Genomic DNA, 16,528 nt, shown 5'->3' on the forward strand with positions numbered 1-16,528 from the left:
GGGCATTTAAACAGCTACTGTCAGTGCTACAGCAGTTTATGGTGAAAATCAAAAAATAAGGCACTTTATACGGTAATCCCCCCGAAAAATAATTGCTGCCAAAAGTAGAATTTTCTCGTAATCTAAGCGCAGGAGATTCTTATGAAAAGATCAAAATTTACAGACAGTCAGAGCCACTCAATTCTAAAACAAGCTGAAAATGGGACACCTGTTTCCGAACTATGCCGAGAACATATCATGATTAGAAACGAATGAGTTGGGCATATTGCTCTTCTGATGTAAAAAAAAGGGCATTTTAACATAAGAAACATGTTTGATAGGATAAAAAACAACCTAAGTATAGGGAAAGACAAAAAAATCACATGGCGCTAGGTCGGACTTACGCTAGGCTACAACATGTAGAGCAGTTAATTTTTTTAATAGAGAATAATTTATGGTGGTGGATTGCCAATAAGATATCCCATTTGTTTAAGCCCTGAGATGTTATCGCAAACTACTTTAATAATAGCGAGTACAGGTAAAGCAAACATTATTCCCGTGAAACCCAACAACATCCCACCTACAATAAGGCCTAAAATTGCGGCAAAAGGATTGATACTTACTTGTCTTCCAACAATGTTTGGGGTGAGAAAATTGCCTTCAAAAAATTGCACCAGCATAAAAACAAGAAGCACTCCGATGGGGTACCAGAAAGAATCTTTTGTAAAAAGCGCAAAAAACATTGGCAGAAGTGCGCCTAATAAAATCCCAATGTAGGGTATTAAAGTAAGTACCGCTGCCATTACTCCAAAAAAAATAGCATTTGGAATGCCTAAAGCAAAAAGACCTAATATATTAAGGGTTGCGACAATTAAAATAACAAAGAGCACTCCTAATACGTAGCTGCTTACCACCTCTTGAATCATGTTTAGAGTTTTGGTTAATTTTGCATGATGCAGCGATTTAATTGTTTTATATAAAAAGGAAACAAGAAATGCCCGATAGTACAGGATAAAAAATAGTGAAATAATAAAAATAACAAACGAAGTTATAAAATTGGTCGTTGTTTGTAATGTGCTATTCATAAACGATACACTATTTTTTAAAAGGGCATTAAGTGCGTCTTTCAGTAAAGCAACTTGCTGTTCCAAACCAATTCCTAACAGTTCGACTAACCAATTTTGTATTTTTCCAGCTAAGCCAGTAAATGCTCCGCCAAAAGATTGCATTTCAAAATCAATATTTCTTATTTGCGATGAGAAAAAAATGGCTAGGCCTAAAAACACCAAGAGAAATAACATCACTGAAATAAGGGTGCTTCCCAAGCGGGGGATTTTAATATATTCCAATTTTGTGGCAAACGGCCTTAATGCCAAAGCAATAATAAATGCTGCCAATAACGGATTAAATAAACTTCTTGAAATTACTAAGAGATATCCAGTAAATAAAAGACTACCTAAGGTATAAAAATACTTTGTCATAAACGTCATTTAGACATACTCTTTATAGTGGTTATGCTGTAAGCCAGTAGCTAATTTCAAACGCCCCATGGGCAATAATTTATAAACTGAATACACGTGTTTAAGACATAGAATAACCCAAACTAATTTAATATACAGCAATTAGAGAAGAAAGAGTCTTCTACACATAAAATTAGCGAGGTAGGTCGGCCGATGCCTGGCATTTTTTGCCAATGCTCCAGATGTATTTAATTATTGGTTTTGGTGATAATGATGAGCATGTCGGGCCATAGGGCAATGGAGGATTAACTTATTTTTCAGTGGTAAGCGCGTTATGTTTATATAATGCGAATAGCCCTTCACTTGCTTGGGCCAAGAGTGTTTGTGAAGTGAAATGAAGCCCAATAATACTATGTCGCGATATTAAATTTTTCAGCCTACTGATATCCAAAAAAGAGTCGATGAAATTACCGGGCTGGCTCCTCTTAAGCAGAATATGAGAATATAAGTCCATTCCAAGAAGCTAGTTTAAATAGTTTTAAGTTATCGGAAAGCATGGGGTCGCTAGATTGCGGCCTTATGGAGTTAATCAAATTACTCTCCATCAACAATATGAATTAACGTATTGATGTGATCCGCTAATAAATCAATATTAACCTGTTCCATTTCTTTCTTTTCACTAGAGCTAAGTTCTCCTTTCTTACTCAGCGCTTTATCCATCCAAGTTAAAGACGCTCTAAGCCCTAATAGTGTAGGATAAAATCTAATGTTATGATTAAGAAGAGAAATTGAATAAAATAAATTATTTTTCTCCCAAGAAAGATCGTTGGTTGACTCTTCTTTTTTTAACTGATGAACAATTTTATTTAATAATTCTAACGCTTCTCTTTGTATTTCTCGTATATCCTTTTCAACCAGCTCATCAGAAATAGCACCTTCAATGCGATCTTTTTCGCTGAGAAGCGAATCTAATATTTTTTCATCCATGAAAGCCTCTTAAAAAGTTAATTCTTTAATTTAAATATAGACCTCTATTCTAAATTAAGCTTGGCTCCCAAGGGAAAAACACGATCGAGAGAGTATATTGGCTACTTACCTTAAATAATGTACTAATATTCGCCACCTCAATGGTGAGTACAGCATGTTTTTAGCGATATAGAATCATTTGAAGATAAGGGTATATTGGATTCTAGAGTTTTAGTCATAAAACAGTTTGATAATGAGTTGTTTCATGAAGAATTGGCGCAAGATTCTATAGCTAAAATAAATTTAACGCTTGCATCATGAGCTTACAAATGGAGTTTCTTAGACTAATCAATTGGTTTCTTGAGATGTTAAAACCCAGGAGTTGTGTATCTCCGAATCAGTCGGTTTAGTTTTTGCAAGTGTTCCATTTTTGACCTAAAATTAAAACAAATGGACTTTTAAAAGGGAACTATTATGACCTCCCATATTCAAGATGACCCACCCACAGATTACAGCTCTAATTACAAACAAGTTTATCAACAAATGAAGCGCACGCCTGAAGAGCAGCTAATTATAGATATTCAAGCTCAACTACGCACATTGGAAGGGAAAGGGGCTCCTGGCGGCACACGCGCGCAAAAACGGGCTGTATTAAATGAAGCCTTATCTGTCCTAAACGAAGAACCAGGGCACGATTCTAACTCACTTAAAACAGTTATGGAGGATAATCCCAAGTACGATAAAGGCTTTTCATTTAGAAGTGCAACAGGCAAGCTCCTTGATCAAGTGCTCGAGCTCAAAGAGCAACCCAATACGCCTTCATTACAATAAATGAAAAAGCAGCTCAATATTCATTCAAGTGTGGGCTTGCAAGAATATTTTTATAGCACGGCGGTTCAGGAATGCATGGGTAAAATTGTCCGTTTTTTAGGCGATACTCATCAGGTTCATTTGTTTCCTGAAGCCATGATGAAAATCAATAAAATGCCTAATGGGATTCTAATCAAAAGTGAATCCCAAGACAGCATTCTGATGCCATTTGTATTACGTGACCCAGGCTGTGGATTCTTAGTATTTCAAATAAACCAAGTGAAGAAAAAAGAAATTCCCAAGTTAGGGCGCGCGTTATTCGATTTTTGCCTTAGTCTAGAAAAAGCGCCATTTTCTGAACAAGAAAATTTAATTGAGGCAATTAAGCAAGGAGTTAGCCACCTCTCCTTAAATAATGATCGTTTTTTAAATAAGGTTTTTCCTCTTGACCTCGATAAGCTTTATATAGATCTCCCTATAGAAGATTTGGTTGAAGACATCAAACAAATTACCAATACTTTAGAATTAAGGCTGATGCATCATCCTTGGGAGGATTCAGCTGAAGAGGTGGATTTATTAGCATGGATTCATACGGGTAGCGAATGTTTTCCTAAGATTATTTTTGATCGTTGGTTCTTTGACATAGCCGACTATAGCTTTTTCAATAAGCTAGCCAGCGAAGAAGAAATTAATCAAGGTTTTTGTGGATTAAAAAACGGCTGTGAACAAGCACAAGAATACAAGCAATGGCTTTTTGCATCCATGAACTTTTGTCTTTATAAACGCTGGTGGCTCTATACTCAACTAGAAAAATTTTTTAATGGTAGGTTTAATCTGGAACCTAAAATAATTAATGACCGCTGTCACGCGGGGCTTTTTAGGGAACAAGAAAATGGAACTGATTATGATCTGCAAACACGAGGCGTGCAACTCTTAGCAAATCATCAAAACGAGCCTTGCTTAATCGCAGGCCAGAAGGAAAGTATTGCTTATTTATTCATGGATGTACTTGAATCCTTTGTGGGACATGGTACCAGCTATTCTTTTGATGAATCGCTGGATTACAGTAAGTCACTTCCTAAACATTTTCATATCAACATTGACCATCTTATGATTAATGTTCCCTTCGAGTCTCAGAAGAGCTTGGCATATAACTACAATATTTATAATCAATGCCGTGATGTAAACTCTAAAGAGGAGCCGATTATTCTCTATCCGCTATTAAATTATCACGGAAATTACCTCCGTAAGGTGTTACCATGAACACTACAGAGCTTCCATTTTCTTTCGGCGATCTCAGCCAAAATAATTATATTTGGCTGACACTGACTAATTTATGCAATATTCACTGCAAATATTGTTTTAATTACGTGCATAAAAATAATGAGCACATGCCTGCGGAATTGACTCTTGATATCATTAAAGCCCACTTAAATGCCCGCGGTTTAGGTGCTCAGCAAAAATTTCAGATTGTTTATTTTGGTGGTGAGCCTACCGTTAATCAAAATGCTCTTCTTGCTGCCGTGAATTTCTTTATTGATGAGGATGTAGATTGCCAGCAGTACTTAATGACCAATTCAATTTTTAATCAACATGTATTTAATAGCCTATTGTCTAAGAATATTGATTTTCAGATTTCTTATGATGGGGCTTATGGGAATTTAAGATTTCGTAAAAACTCTAAAACCGTAGTGAATGATGAAGTAGTCAATACGATCAAACGGCTAACCGATGTAAATGAATCAGTGAAAATTCGCGCTACCATTCATAAAGAAAACGTAGCCTACATCCCTGAATTAGTGCAAACCTGCGCGTCCTTAAAAATAAATAAGCTTATGTGCGCGCCCACTTGCGATTTTGGAGATAATAAAATAAATGCGGTATCACAAGCAAATGCACAGGCTTACGTGGAATCAATGCAAAAAGCCTATGACCTCTCACGTGAGCTCGGCGTAAATCTAGAAATACAAGGCGAGTCCTACTTCCGTAACGGGTTACAACAAAAAATGGAAATTCCCTTTGTTTGGCTACCTGATGGCTTTGTGGCGATGACCATCACGTACGCTACCTCCAAGGCAAAAGGGGCGGAAAAAATAATTATCGGTAATTTTAATGAGGAACAAATCAAACTAAATCAGCCTTTAATTGAAACGATGAAAAACAATTTTGTCAAAAACGTTAACCTTTATTGTGCCGACTGTCCTATACAAAAATTATGCCGAGGCACCATACACTTTACTCCCTTTGCAACCGATACGTTTGTACCAGAACGTGATCGTTATTTTTGTGAGGTAGCTAGAAATATGGTTAAAGCCTTCCCCGATTCCACACTGCCATTAATTTAATGTAGCACCCATGGCAACAGTTGCTTCTACGCAGTTCTCTTGAAACCGTGGCATATTCTCCATTTGGGAATTAGAGAAAAAAGTAATATCTGAAAATTCCTGGGATTGCTTAAACGAAAATGGCGTGCAATGACAATAAATTTAAAGCATCACCAGTTACTCGATAGACAGTCCACTCGTCCATGGCTTTAGCTCCAAGGCTTTTATAAAAGTTAATAGCCGTTTCATTCCAATCAAGTACGGACCATTCTAACCGTCCACAATTTCGATCTTTTGCTAATTGAGCTAAATAAGCCAACATAGTTTTTCCAACTCCTTGACCACGAGCTTCTGGCCTCACAAATAGATCTTCCAAATAAATACCAGCGCGGCCTAAAAATGTGGAATAATTATGGAAAAATAAAGCAAAACTGACCGGTCGGTCATCTAAATATCCTAGAATTACCTCAGCAGGGGAACGCTCACCAAATAGAGTTTCTTTTAATTGTTCTTCAGTAGCGACAACCTCATGGCTTAATTTCTCATATTCCGCTAATTCTTTTATAAATTGCAAAATTAAAGGAACGTCGCCGATCGTTGCAGATTTAATCTTAATATTATGATTCATCTTTTTGCTCGCTCTTGCGCTTAATCTTTAAACTCAAATCAATCGTCTATAATAGTTAAAAACAGGCCCTAAATTTACACTGGTTTTACACCTTAATCATTTCTAAATAAATGCAAAAACGTACTAATTTAGGATATAAATTAAAGGATTAATATTGTGAATCCAAGAACTAAGTATGTAATTGCTGTTCTATCTATTTGGCTTGTTCTGTTTGGGGGAAGCTTTTTCATTACGAAAAAACTCATTGTTACTGATTTTGAGCAACTTGAATACAGTGATGCGATAGAAGCAAGCAAAAGAATTGCGCGTACGGTTATTTCAGATTCGCAGTATATGGATGTGCTGACTGCTGACATGGCTTATTGGGATGATACCTATAACTACATACAAAAACCTAACGATGAGTACATCGGCTCTAATTTTGCTGAGGACTTTTTTAAAGATAAGAATATTAACGAAGTGATTTTGCTATCACTCGATGGTAATGTCATGTGGTCTAAGGGATATAATTTACTTACAAATAAATTTTATCCAATTGATCCAAGCGTATTGGATTATTTCAAAAAAAACGCGTTATCACTGATTAAATATAAAGAGAAATACAATAACTCAGGTGGAAATGCAGTGGGCATCTCCGGTTTTTTACAACTACCTTCGCAACCATACCCCAGTTACTATGTTATTAACTATACCGTTGATTCTAATGAAAATAATGATCCCAATGGATTTATTATTTTTGGAAAAACACTAACGCCCGAATTCATCAAGAAAATAGGACATAAATTAGATTATGCGATTTCTGTGATAGCACCCACTATCCTGGAAACAACTTCGGAGAGAAAGGAAAAGCTGGCAGAAATGATTGAGAATGGTAGTTCTTATGTTGAGCCAATTAACAATCAGCGCTTAGCGGTGTATAGCCTACTTAAGGACTTTGATTTTAAACCAATGGGGTTATTACGTACCGAGTTATCAAGAGATATGCATCAACGTATACAAAAAGCAGCACTTAAAAATCAAACGCTGCTGTTTATTGTCTCTATGGCGGGTTTATTATTAATTTCAACCTTAATTTACCTATTATTTAGAAAGCAGGAACGGATAACCAATTCTTTTGAACGATTCGTTCCCCATGAGTTTCTTGAATTATTAAACAAAAAAAATATTCTTGAAGTAACGCTTGGAGATAACTTAAAGCATACTATTGCTGTGTTATTTTTGGACATACGAAATTTTACAACCCTATCGGAAAGTTTAACTCCCCAAGGAAATTTTGATTTTGTAAACTCCGTGCTTAAGCAGTTGTCTCCAATAATTGCTGAACATCAAGGGTTTATTGATAAATTTGTGGGAGATGCGATCATGGCTCTCTTTCCGGGAGAGACCTGTGCCGATGACGCTGTGAATTCAGCAGTAGCAATTTTAAAAAAACTTACCGCATTAAATAAAAGCAACTCATGGCTTTTTTCCTCTCAAGAGGTGCATGTAGGTATAGGAATCAACGCAGGGGAATTGATGCTGGGTATTGTTGGGGAGACTAATCGTTTGGAAAGCACCGTGATCGGCGATGTTGTGAATACAGCAGCACGAATAGAATCCATGACAAAAACCTATGAGCAAAATATTTTAATCAGCCAAAATGTTTACCAATTGATGAAACGTCCCGAACGATATGACTTTATTGATATAGGAGAAGTCACCATGAAAGGTAAACTAACCCCAGTAAAACTGTATGGGGTGCATGAGAAAAAACCATAAAATGACATTTTATATGATGGGGTCTCTCAATACTATGATCTAGTTACCTACGAAACCTTAAGATTCTTTGAATATAAAGGTTTTATAACTTCTGAGACTACAAAGCTTAGCTTTCCTGATATCTTATGGTTGTTATCTTAGTGGAAGTGTATCAAATGAATCAGGCATGGTAGTTTTGGTACTATAAAATTAAATTTGCAGTACATAGTACTATACTTTACATTATTGACTCATACATAACTAATTTATTCATATTGGTTCATTTTATTGAGTTGTCGGGCCTATAGGTCGCCCGAGGCCATTAAGGACTGTATGATTAAAATCTATTTTGAATATACGGTTATGGACATTATTAAAGGCTATAAAATACTGGAAACACTTCATCAAAGCCCCAATACGGTACTTTACCGCGGGCTACGGCTTGTTGATAATTTTCCCGTTATGCTCAAATGCCCATACTCAGAGCATCCCTCTCTTCAAATTCTCGCCGACTTGCAACACGAATATTTTTTACTCAAGCAACTTAATATTCCAGGTATTATTAAGCCCTATGAACTCATTCAACAAGGTCATCTTACTGTTTTAGTTTTAGAAGATATCAAGGGTCAGACCTTAAAGAGTTTTTTACAAGAAAAACCATTGGCGCTGGATGCTTTCTTCACAATTGCCTTACAGCTGGCCTACGCATTAGCTGAGTTACATAAACAGCATATTATTCATAAAGACATTAAGCCTGCTAATATCATTATTGAGCCTCATACCTTGTTAATCAAATTGGCAGATTTTAGTATTTCCTCACAGCTGCTTGAGGAAACACAAAGCTATAACAATCTTCATCTTTTGAAGGGCTCACTGGCATATATATCGCCCGAACAAACGGGGCGAATGAACCGAAGTATTGACTATCGCACCGATTTTTATGCTCTGGGAGTAACTTTTTATGAAATGTTAGCGGGCCAGTTGCCATTTGATGCAACTGATGTTCTTGAGCTGGTGCATTGTCATCTTGCAAAAACTCCGATACCTCTATCATCGCTTCCTCTAAATATTCCTACTATGCTTAGCCAGATTATTATCAAACTAATGGCCAAAATGCCAGAAGAGCGTTATGCAAGTGCGCGAGGTCTGGCAGCGGATTTAACTGAATGTGCTATACAATGGCAATCAAAACAAACGATAGCTGAATTTTCCTTAGGTGCTATTGATATCAGCGATCAGCTCCAGAAAACACAAAAATTGTATGGACGTGAAAAACCAATTGCAGAGTTACTCGCTGCTTTTGAGCGGGTTAGTCAAGGGAAAAATGAAGTGGTTTTGGTGTCTGGTTATTCCGGGATTGGTAAAACCTCGCTAATTAAAGAAATCTATAAACCACTGACCTGTCGTAAAGGATATTTTATTCAAGGTAAGTACGACCAATTACAGCAAAACAAACCTTATAGTGCACTTATTGATGCGTTGCAAAATCTGATTCGACAGGTATTGGCAGAACCTGAGCAAAAACTAAAAAACTTGAAACAGGCCTTACAGCAATCTATTGGTGATCAGGGGCATGCGCTGTTGGCTTTGATTCCTTCGATTAAACAACTGCTTGGCCCGCAATCATGTGTAAAAAATACCAGTGGTGAAGCTCAAAACCAACTGGCGTTTGCATTTCAGCAGTTTATACAGGTTTTTTGCCAGGCAGATCACCCGTTAGTGATCTTTTTAGATGATTTACAATGGGCAGACAATGCCTCCTTACAACTGCTGCAACATTTATTAACGGATACAACGAATAGTTATTTTATGTTGATTGGCACTTATCGCGATAATGAAGTAGTTTTTGGTCATCCATTAATCGAATTTCAGAAAAAACTAATGGCTAATTCAGTCATCCTAAATACTATTAAATTACCGCCATTGACATCTTTGCATCTACAACAACTACTTGCCGATATGCTGGGCTGTGGGCTTGCCCGGGCAAAATCTTTGGCTGAAATCCTGCAGATAAAAACCGAGGGAAACCCTTTTTTTATCCATGAGTTTCTCAAGACTTTACATCATAATCATCTGTTAACTTTCGATTATGAAAAAGGCCAATGGCAATGGGATATTATGGAAATCGAGCAGCAGCATATGACAGCAAATGTCGTAGATTTACTTATTAACAACATTCAACAGCTATCAGCGCCAGCGCAAGATAATCTTAAATTAGCCGCCTGTATCGGTATCCAGTTTGATTTACAGACATTATCGGTTATCAGCCAGCAATCTGTATCACTCACGCTGAGCTTGTTGCAGGAAGCCTTACATGCCAACCTCATCCAGTTAGTATGCGGCAATTACAAGACTATCAATTTGATAGGGGACAACGGCACTGATGCGCAGCTTTCACAAGATTCTATTATATTTCAGTTTAAACACGATCGTATTTTGCAAGCTGCTTATCAGCTTATAGTGCCTGAGCTTAGACGTGAATTGCATTTAAACATTGGTCGTTTATTACTAACCAATGCGGATAAGAATAGGGATGATGAAATCTATCTTGGTCAAATTGTACGTCATTTAAATGAAGCTTCGTCATTAATTACCAAGCCTGAAGAACGGTTGGAGCTCGCCGAATTTAATTTGCAAGTAGGTAAAAGAGCAAAAGCTGTTGCAGCCTATCAAGCTACAAAAAATTATTTCAGTATCGCGGTTTCTCTATTACCAAAAGATGCTTGGGAGCATCATTATGATCTAACTTTTGCTTTACAGTGTGGCTTGGTTGAAAGTGAATTATTAACTGATGATCATCAGTTTGTTAAACCGCAATTGGCAATACTCTTTAAGCACGCTAAAACCAAGCTTGATAAAATGCTGGTCTATCAGCTCGATATCATACGGCTTAGCCTTGCGAATCGTTATAACGATGCATTACAACAGGGATTGGAGGTCTTACGCCTTTTTGGACTTAATCTTCCTCTATATCCTAAACCCTACCATATTTTAACTGCATACATGTCTATCGAATGGCGATTGTATGGTAAAAAATTTACTAATTTGGATTTAACTCAGCAAGCCAGCAATGAATACAGTTTGTTGCAAAAAATTTTAAATCAGTTATATGCTTCCACCTATATCACTTCGAACAAAGAATTATTTGTTTTACTCATATTTCATGCTGTTAAACTATCATTACGTCACGGATACACACCTGAAAGCTCATATTGTTTTGCAGCTTATGCATTTGTATTACTCCATGTATTTAAGCGCTATGACGCAAGTTTTAAGCACGTTGCACTTGCTTATCGGCTTGCTGAATATTACCCCGATCCATCTGTATTAGCTAAAGTGGAGTTTTGTATGGGACATTTTCTCCATTTTTGGAAATACCCACTCTCTCAATCATTGAATCATACCTTACATAGTTATCAATTAGCTCAACAATCAGGGGATTTAACGACTGCTGATTATAGTTTTATAAGTCATTTTTTAAATCAATATGCTTTAAGTTACCCACTATCTGACCTTTCAACCACTCTCAGAGAAGTGTTAAAGAAACGTGGCCCGAATGACTATTTCTATCCAGTCTGGATTTTATTGAACTATTCAGTAATAAACTTGCAGCATTCGTCAATAAATAAAAATTTTGATCAAGAAATAGTACATTCATTCCAATCTATTACTGAATGCAAAACTCAGCATGAACAGGCTTGCTTTTACTTTTGCGCTATAAAACTCGCTTATTTGACTGGGAAATTTTCTTTAGCAGTGGAAATGGGGCTAGGTGCAGAGGTATTTGCAGATTCAGCTATAGGAACCATCACGTATGTCGAAGGACAATTATATTATGCTTTGAGTTTAGCTGCGAGCTACAAAACAGTTCCCATCAATGAGCAACGCCGTTACAAAAAGAAGCTTCTTGCTATTCAAAAGCTCTTTAAGCGTTGGTCAGGATGGTGTGCTATCAATTTTGAACCGTATTATTTAATGCTTAGTGCAGAAATCTTTGCTATCCAAGAAAATTATCGCAAGGCCAGTGATTTGTACGACCAAGCGGCTCAACTTGCATTGGATAATAATTCACCTCAGCTTACTGGCGTTATTAATGAGTGTGCTGCACGCTTTTACTTACAGGAAAATAAACCGCACCTAGCAAAACACTATTTTCGTGAAGCGCATTATGGGTATGAGCGTTGGGGCGCACTCGCACTTTGTCAGCGTTTAAAACAACAGTATCCCCAATCATTTTATGAGTATGAAAGTCCTAAAACATCCTTACAGCAAAAGACCCTGGCTAACACACAAACATCAATCTCAAGCAGTGATCTTTCCATAGACTTTATGGCGATTCTCAAGTTAACTCAAACGATTGCCAGTGAAATGCAGTTCGATAAGTTATTAAAAAAACTACTGCAAATTGTGCTTGAAAATGCTGGTGCGCAACGCAGTGTACTTGTCATAAAGAAAGACAACTCCTGGCTTATCGAAGCGGAGGGAACTATAGAGCAACAACGCATTTGGTTGGCAGATGCAAAGAGTATAGAGACACGCTCAGATTTACCACTCACAGTTATTAACTATGTGCAACGCACCAACGAAGCAGTGTTAATCCAGGATGTCGCTAACGACATTCAATTTTTAGACCCTTATTTGCAGCAGTCTAAATCTAAATCAATATTAATAATTCCTTTCTTCTATCAAGGCCAATTAAGACGTATTCTCTATCTTGAAAATAATATGCTTAAGCACTCTTTTACTCCTCAACACTTACAAGACCTTACGATCTTGGTGTCCCAGGCCGCTATTTCATTAGAAAATGCTTACCTTTATTATCAAGTAACCCATGATCCTTTGACGGGTTTTGGCAATCGTAATCTGCTCTTTCAAATTTTTCAGCAAAGTGCTTCGCGTTTATCACGGGAAGCCAAACAATTAGCCATAATTTTCCTTGATTTGGATAATTTTAAAACTATTAACGATACAATGGGTCATGAAGTCGGTGATAAATTACTTATCTATTTTTCAGAACAGATTAAAATGTGTCTGCGCGCTGGCGATTTGCCAGTGCGCCTGGGAGGCGATGAGTTTGTGGTTTTATTGGATAGCCTTGATGAAAGCGTGCAGGTAAAGGCCATCATAGATAAAATTTATCAGAAACTTGCAGCCCCAGTTATGATACAAGGTCACACTATCCATATTTCAGCCAGTGCTGGCATCAGTTTATTCCCAAAAGATGCTATGGATATTCAGGGGCTTTTAAGGCAAGCAGATACGGCTCTATATCGGGCTAAAGAACTGGGCAAAAACCAGTATCAGTTTTATTCAGTGGAATTAACACAACACATTCAGCAAAACCATCATCTTGAAACGGAATTCGAAAATGCATTGGCGAATCAGGAATTTTGTTTATTTTATCAGCCAATCTTTGATTTAGTAAGCGAGCGTATTGTAAGTCTTGAAGTATTATTGCGCTGGCAACATCCAACAAAGGGATTATTAGAGGCAAAGCAGTTTATTCAATTGCTCGAAAAAACACCGTTCATGCTCCCCGTAGGTGAATGGGTATTGCGCACAGCCTGTCAGCAACTGAAGAGCTGGCAAAATAAAAATTTACCAAGGGTGCCTATAGCGGTTAATCTTTCAGCATTGCAACTTGAAAGCCAATTCATGAGCCAATTAGTAGCCGACATTCTAGCAGAAACTCAACTAGAACCAGCTTATTTAGAGCTTGAGTTAACTGAATCTATTCTTATCGAATCAGCAAATATTATAAAAGAAATGGAGGCGTTAAAAAATTTAGGCATTAATTTAATCATTGATGACTTTGGCAAAGGCTATTCCTGTTTGGCTTATTTGACACGTTTGCCCCTTAGTAAATTAAAAATTGACCAATCTTTTATTAATAAACATCAGTTGGAACAGCAAGATAAGATTATTTTAGAAGCCATCATAGAATTAGCTCACCGTTTACAGCTGCAAGTGATTGCTGAGGGGGTTGAGGCGATTTCGCAAGTGGATTTATTGCGCACCCAGCAAGTTGATGCAGTGCAGGGTTATTATTTTAGTCCTCCCTTATCTGTAACTGATTGTGAACATTTATTAAATGGCGAGAAAGGCGATGGAAAATTGGCTCTATCCCAACAATAGCTGATCATTAAACTACCTTTTTCACGCTGAAAAGTTTTCGCTGAATAAACTCACTTAAGAAAGCCATCATTTTTTAATGCTAAAATATCTTATATTTATACAAACCTATGGGATGTTATGCCTCGTTTCAAATTTTTCACGCCAAATCAAACTCATGTAATTGAGCTTTATAGTAGTGGCGATAAATATATAGAACAAGTTGAACATGAAATAATTTCAGGCTCGGACGCTGGGCCACTTTTGACAGAAATTTTTGGGCAAAATGTTAGATTTGTCTATGTTCCCGATGGGGAAAAATTTAATGGGCTTTTAAATGAGGCAAAGAAAAGAGAGCATACCCAATCAATAATAAATCTCTATGAGCCTGAGAATACCAAATATTTATTAGATCGGATCAATCCCGGTGATTCGATCCTGATTAATGCTCAAGGAGATATTCATAATAAATTAATCGCGGGATATGATGCTGAAGAACTAATAGATATCCTTGAAAATGATTTAGAATTAGAAAAAATCCCATTGAATAATTTAGATATAGATTCTTGCAAGATGGGCCGAGTTAAAAGCTATCGAGAGGAGTTAAAAGCTCAGCTAAAGAATTTTCAAACAATTACAACTTATACGGATTTATGTACAGCATCCAAACGTGACAATGTACCTCGTAGAATGTGGATAGAAGAAGATGGCGAGGAGCATCTTTTTTATGACGAAAGTGAATTAAATAAAAAAGGAACTCGCATTATTGAATATACTGATGTTTATAAGAATCTAATGACAAATATTTGGAAGGCAAATCCTTATAACCTCCATGAACTTGATCTATCCGAGAATATTGGTATTTCAGTATCAGCCTCATTCACCACCCTTTGATTTTATAAAAGAGAAAATCCAAGGATGGATATCTTTATGGAACATCGCTACATGTTCGTTTAAATACTTTAAAGGCGTTAATTAATCTACTTATGATTCATTGTCTCAGTAGGTTTTAAATAAACCATACATAAAATTCCTGCAAACAATGCAATAATGCAGCAAAAAACAATGGGTAAAATAAGTGATACAACAATTAAAAAACTACCCGCAATGCAGATAATAGCATCACCTAAAGTACGCAAACTTACTTGCGTGCCCATGACTTCTCCTTGAATGGCAGTATGCGACATATTTGATATATGAATCGTCATCGTCGTCGTAACACTGGTGATACTAAGACCAATGAGCGTGAAGAATAAAAACATTGGTATTGGATATTGAAACATAATCATGGCTGCAAAAATTAATGCCGTAACCAGCATCGCGCCAATAAGAGCTTGATGAATAGGCATGCGTTTTGCAAGTTGGTGTGGAAGCCATGAAGCACCTAGGGCTAAAGCTGCGGACAATGCCCCATTATAAAGTGCAATCATTCCTGGAGACATAGACCATTGACCCGCCAGATAAACTGGGCCAAACTCATAAAACATATCTACCGCAAAGGTAAACAGTGTGCTGATGATTAGTAAAGACTTCAAATGGGGATGATTCTGAAATAAGAGTTTAAATTGACGGATAATATTGAGCTGGCTCGCAATGGACTCTTTTTCCACTTTACGTAAAGCTTTATGTTCTGGCAACTTCCACCACGCAAGTCCCAATGCCATAACCGAAGCTATTCCAGCGCATGTAAAAGGAAAAGACCATGAAAACCAGGGAACAATATTTGAATTAGATAATAACCCACCAATAATTGGCCCAATGATATAACCAATACCGGCCATGGTATTGAGACGACCAAAACTAACAAACTTATTAATGGTCGTCAGTTCCGCTGCTAATGCTCTGGCCACTGCGAAAGTTCCTTCCATAAAACCGGTTAAAAAGCGGCTAAATAATAATAACCAAAAGGAATGTGTCCAAAAGGCAATAACGGTCAATAAATATCCTAATATACTACCGAGCAAGCTGATAATCAGTATTTTTTTACGACCATACAAATCAGAATTTCTCCCAAGAATAGGGGCGCCGATAAATTGTCCTAAGGGGAAAATAGCAAGGGTTAATCCCAGCCAAATACGCCTACTGGTTTCACTCCATTGTGGCGAGATAATTAACTGGTCTGTAGATTGTAGAAACAAAGGTGGAAAAATTGGATATGCAATGGATGAACCAAGAAAACTAATGAAGACAATTAGTAAAATAATCCAGAGTTGTTTTTTTTCTTTTATGACTTGCATATGCATATTTTTTTTTGGCCTTCGAGGTGCTATTTATCAAGATACTATTAAGCATAGGCTCTAGAATAAAAATGAAAAATCTTTTTTCAAAATATAGTTGAATTACGCCCATAGAAGAACAAATGTCTTCAGAAAATATCTCTATATCTTATGCATATCTCTTACGATATAGACTGGCTTTACATTTTTATGTTTCGTGATTTTTCGCCAACCCCAGAGACACTACCATTAAGTTAAAGAAATTTTCCAATGATTTGCAGGTTGGCCAAGTGTTTT

10 protein-coding genes and 1 pseudogene are annotated in these 16,528 nt (G+C 36.9%); 7 read left to right on the forward strand and 4 right to left on the reverse strand.

Translation table 11 applies throughout. The features are described from left to right. Nucleotides 1–141 precede the first annotated feature (141 nt). A pseudogene (locus J2N86_RS14545) lies at nt 142–234 on the forward strand (transposase); the annotation flags it as partial. Nucleotides 235–431: 197 nt separating this feature from the next. Here the strand turns inward: J2N86_RS14545 and J2N86_RS14550 are convergent. Together J2N86_RS14550 and J2N86_RS14555 are read right to left on the reverse strand one after the other, a co-directional pair. After that, entirely contained in the window at nt 432–1,460 is a 1,029-nt protein-coding gene (locus J2N86_RS14550; RefSeq protein ID WP_252582715.1) for an AI-2E family transporter, read from the reverse strand. A gap of 573 nt (nt 1,461–2,033) precedes the next feature. After that, complete coding sequence (locus J2N86_RS14555) at nt 2,034–2,426, reverse strand: hypothetical protein (RefSeq protein WP_252582716.1); 393 nt, start codon at nt 2,424–2,426, stop codon at nt 2,034–2,036. Between the two features lie 453 nt (nt 2,427–2,879). On the opposite strand from J2N86_RS14555, the gene J2N86_RS14560 reads away from it, so the two are divergent. The 3 genes from J2N86_RS14560 to J2N86_RS14570 all read left to right on the forward strand — a co-directional run bounded on the left by J2N86_RS14560 (nt 2,880) and on the right by J2N86_RS14570 (nt 5,560). Next, the gene (locus tag J2N86_RS14560; protein ID WP_252582717.1) at nt 2,880–3,236 is read left to right on the forward strand and encodes a hypothetical protein; all 357 of its coding nucleotides are present in this window, start codon (nt 2,880–2,882) and stop codon (nt 3,234–3,236) included. Between the two features lie 75 nt (nt 3,237–3,311). Then, on the forward strand, nt 3,312–4,478 hold the full coding sequence (locus J2N86_RS14565) for an ATP-binding protein (RefSeq protein WP_252582718.1): 1,167 nt from the start codon (nt 3,312–3,314) through the stop codon (nt 4,476–4,478). Beyond that, a complete protein-coding gene (locus tag J2N86_RS14570; protein ID WP_252582719.1) occupies nt 4,475–5,560 on the forward strand; it encodes a radical SAM protein in 1,086 nt (361 codons plus the stop codon). Before J2N86_RS14565 ends, J2N86_RS14570 begins: the two co-directional genes overlap by 4 nt. Before the next feature lie 109 nt (nt 5,561–5,669). On the opposite strand, the gene J2N86_RS14575 is transcribed toward J2N86_RS14570, so the two are convergent. Further along, on the reverse strand, nt 5,670–6,167 hold the full coding sequence (locus tag J2N86_RS14575) for a GNAT family N-acetyltransferase (RefSeq protein WP_252582720.1): 498 nt from the start codon (nt 6,165–6,167) through the stop codon (nt 5,670–5,672). Between the two features lie 156 nt (nt 6,168–6,323). On the opposite strand from J2N86_RS14575, the gene J2N86_RS14580 reads away from it, so the two are divergent. From J2N86_RS14580 to J2N86_RS14590, 3 genes are all read left to right on the forward strand, one after another. Next, complete coding sequence (locus tag J2N86_RS14580; RefSeq protein ID WP_252582721.1) at nt 6,324–7,925, forward strand: adenylate/guanylate cyclase domain-containing protein; 1,602 nt, start codon at nt 6,324–6,326, stop codon at nt 7,923–7,925. 312 nt (nt 7,926–8,237) lie between these two features. Further along, nucleotides 8,238–14,039, forward strand: coding sequence for an EAL domain-containing protein (locus J2N86_RS14585; protein WP_252582722.1), 5,802 nt, complete (start codon nt 8,238–8,240; stop codon nt 14,037–14,039). Nucleotides 14,040–14,156: 117 nt separating this feature from the next. Then, nucleotides 14,157–14,909 (forward strand): hypothetical protein, encoded by a 753-nt coding sequence (locus tag J2N86_RS14590; protein ID WP_252582723.1) that lies wholly within the window; start codon nt 14,157–14,159, stop codon nt 14,907–14,909. 86 nt (nt 14,910–14,995) lie between these two features. Here the strand turns inward: J2N86_RS14590 and J2N86_RS14595 are convergent, their stop codons facing one another. Further along, nucleotides 14,996–16,258 carry an MFS transporter gene (locus tag J2N86_RS14595; protein WP_252582724.1) on the reverse strand — a complete coding sequence of 421 codons (1,263 nt, stop codon included), beginning with the start codon at nt 16,256–16,258 and terminating at the stop codon, nt 14,996–14,998. Between the last annotated feature and the right edge of the window lie 270 nt (nt 16,259–16,528).

The organism is Legionella lytica, assembly GCF_023921225.1.
Lineage (GTDB): Bacteria > Pseudomonadota > Gammaproteobacteria > Legionellales > Legionellaceae > Legionella > Legionella lytica.

Bases quoted from the DNA above. Each gene is read 5' to 3' on its own strand.
- J2N86_RS14560 (WP_252582717.1), top strand. From the start codon at position 2,880: ATGACCTCCCATATTCAAGATGACCCACCCACAGATTACAGCTCTAAT.
- J2N86_RS14595 (WP_252582724.1), bottom strand. From the start codon at position 16,258: ATGCATATGCAAGTCATAAAAGAAAAAAAACAACTCTGGATTATTTTA.
- J2N86_RS14550 (WP_252582715.1), bottom strand. From the start codon at position 1,460: ATGACAAAGTATTTTTATACCTTAGGTAGTCTTTTATTTACTGGATAT.
- J2N86_RS14570 (WP_252582719.1), top strand. From the start codon at position 4,475: ATGAACACTACAGAGCTTCCATTTTCTTTCGGCGATCTCAGCCAAAAT.
- J2N86_RS14575 (WP_252582720.1), bottom strand. From the start codon at position 6,167: ATGAATCATAATATTAAGATTAAATCTGCAACGATCGGCGACGTTCCT.
- J2N86_RS14585 (WP_252582722.1), top strand. From the start codon at position 8,238: ATGATTAAAATCTATTTTGAATATACGGTTATGGACATTATTAAAGGC.
- J2N86_RS14590 (WP_252582723.1), top strand. From the start codon at position 14,157: ATGCCTCGTTTCAAATTTTTCACGCCAAATCAAACTCATGTAATTGAG.
- J2N86_RS14565 (WP_252582718.1), top strand. From the start codon at position 3,312: ATGGGTAAAATTGTCCGTTTTTTAGGCGATACTCATCAGGTTCATTTG.
- J2N86_RS14555 (WP_252582716.1), bottom strand. From the start codon at position 2,426: ATGGATGAAAAAATATTAGATTCGCTTCTCAGCGAAAAAGATCGCATT.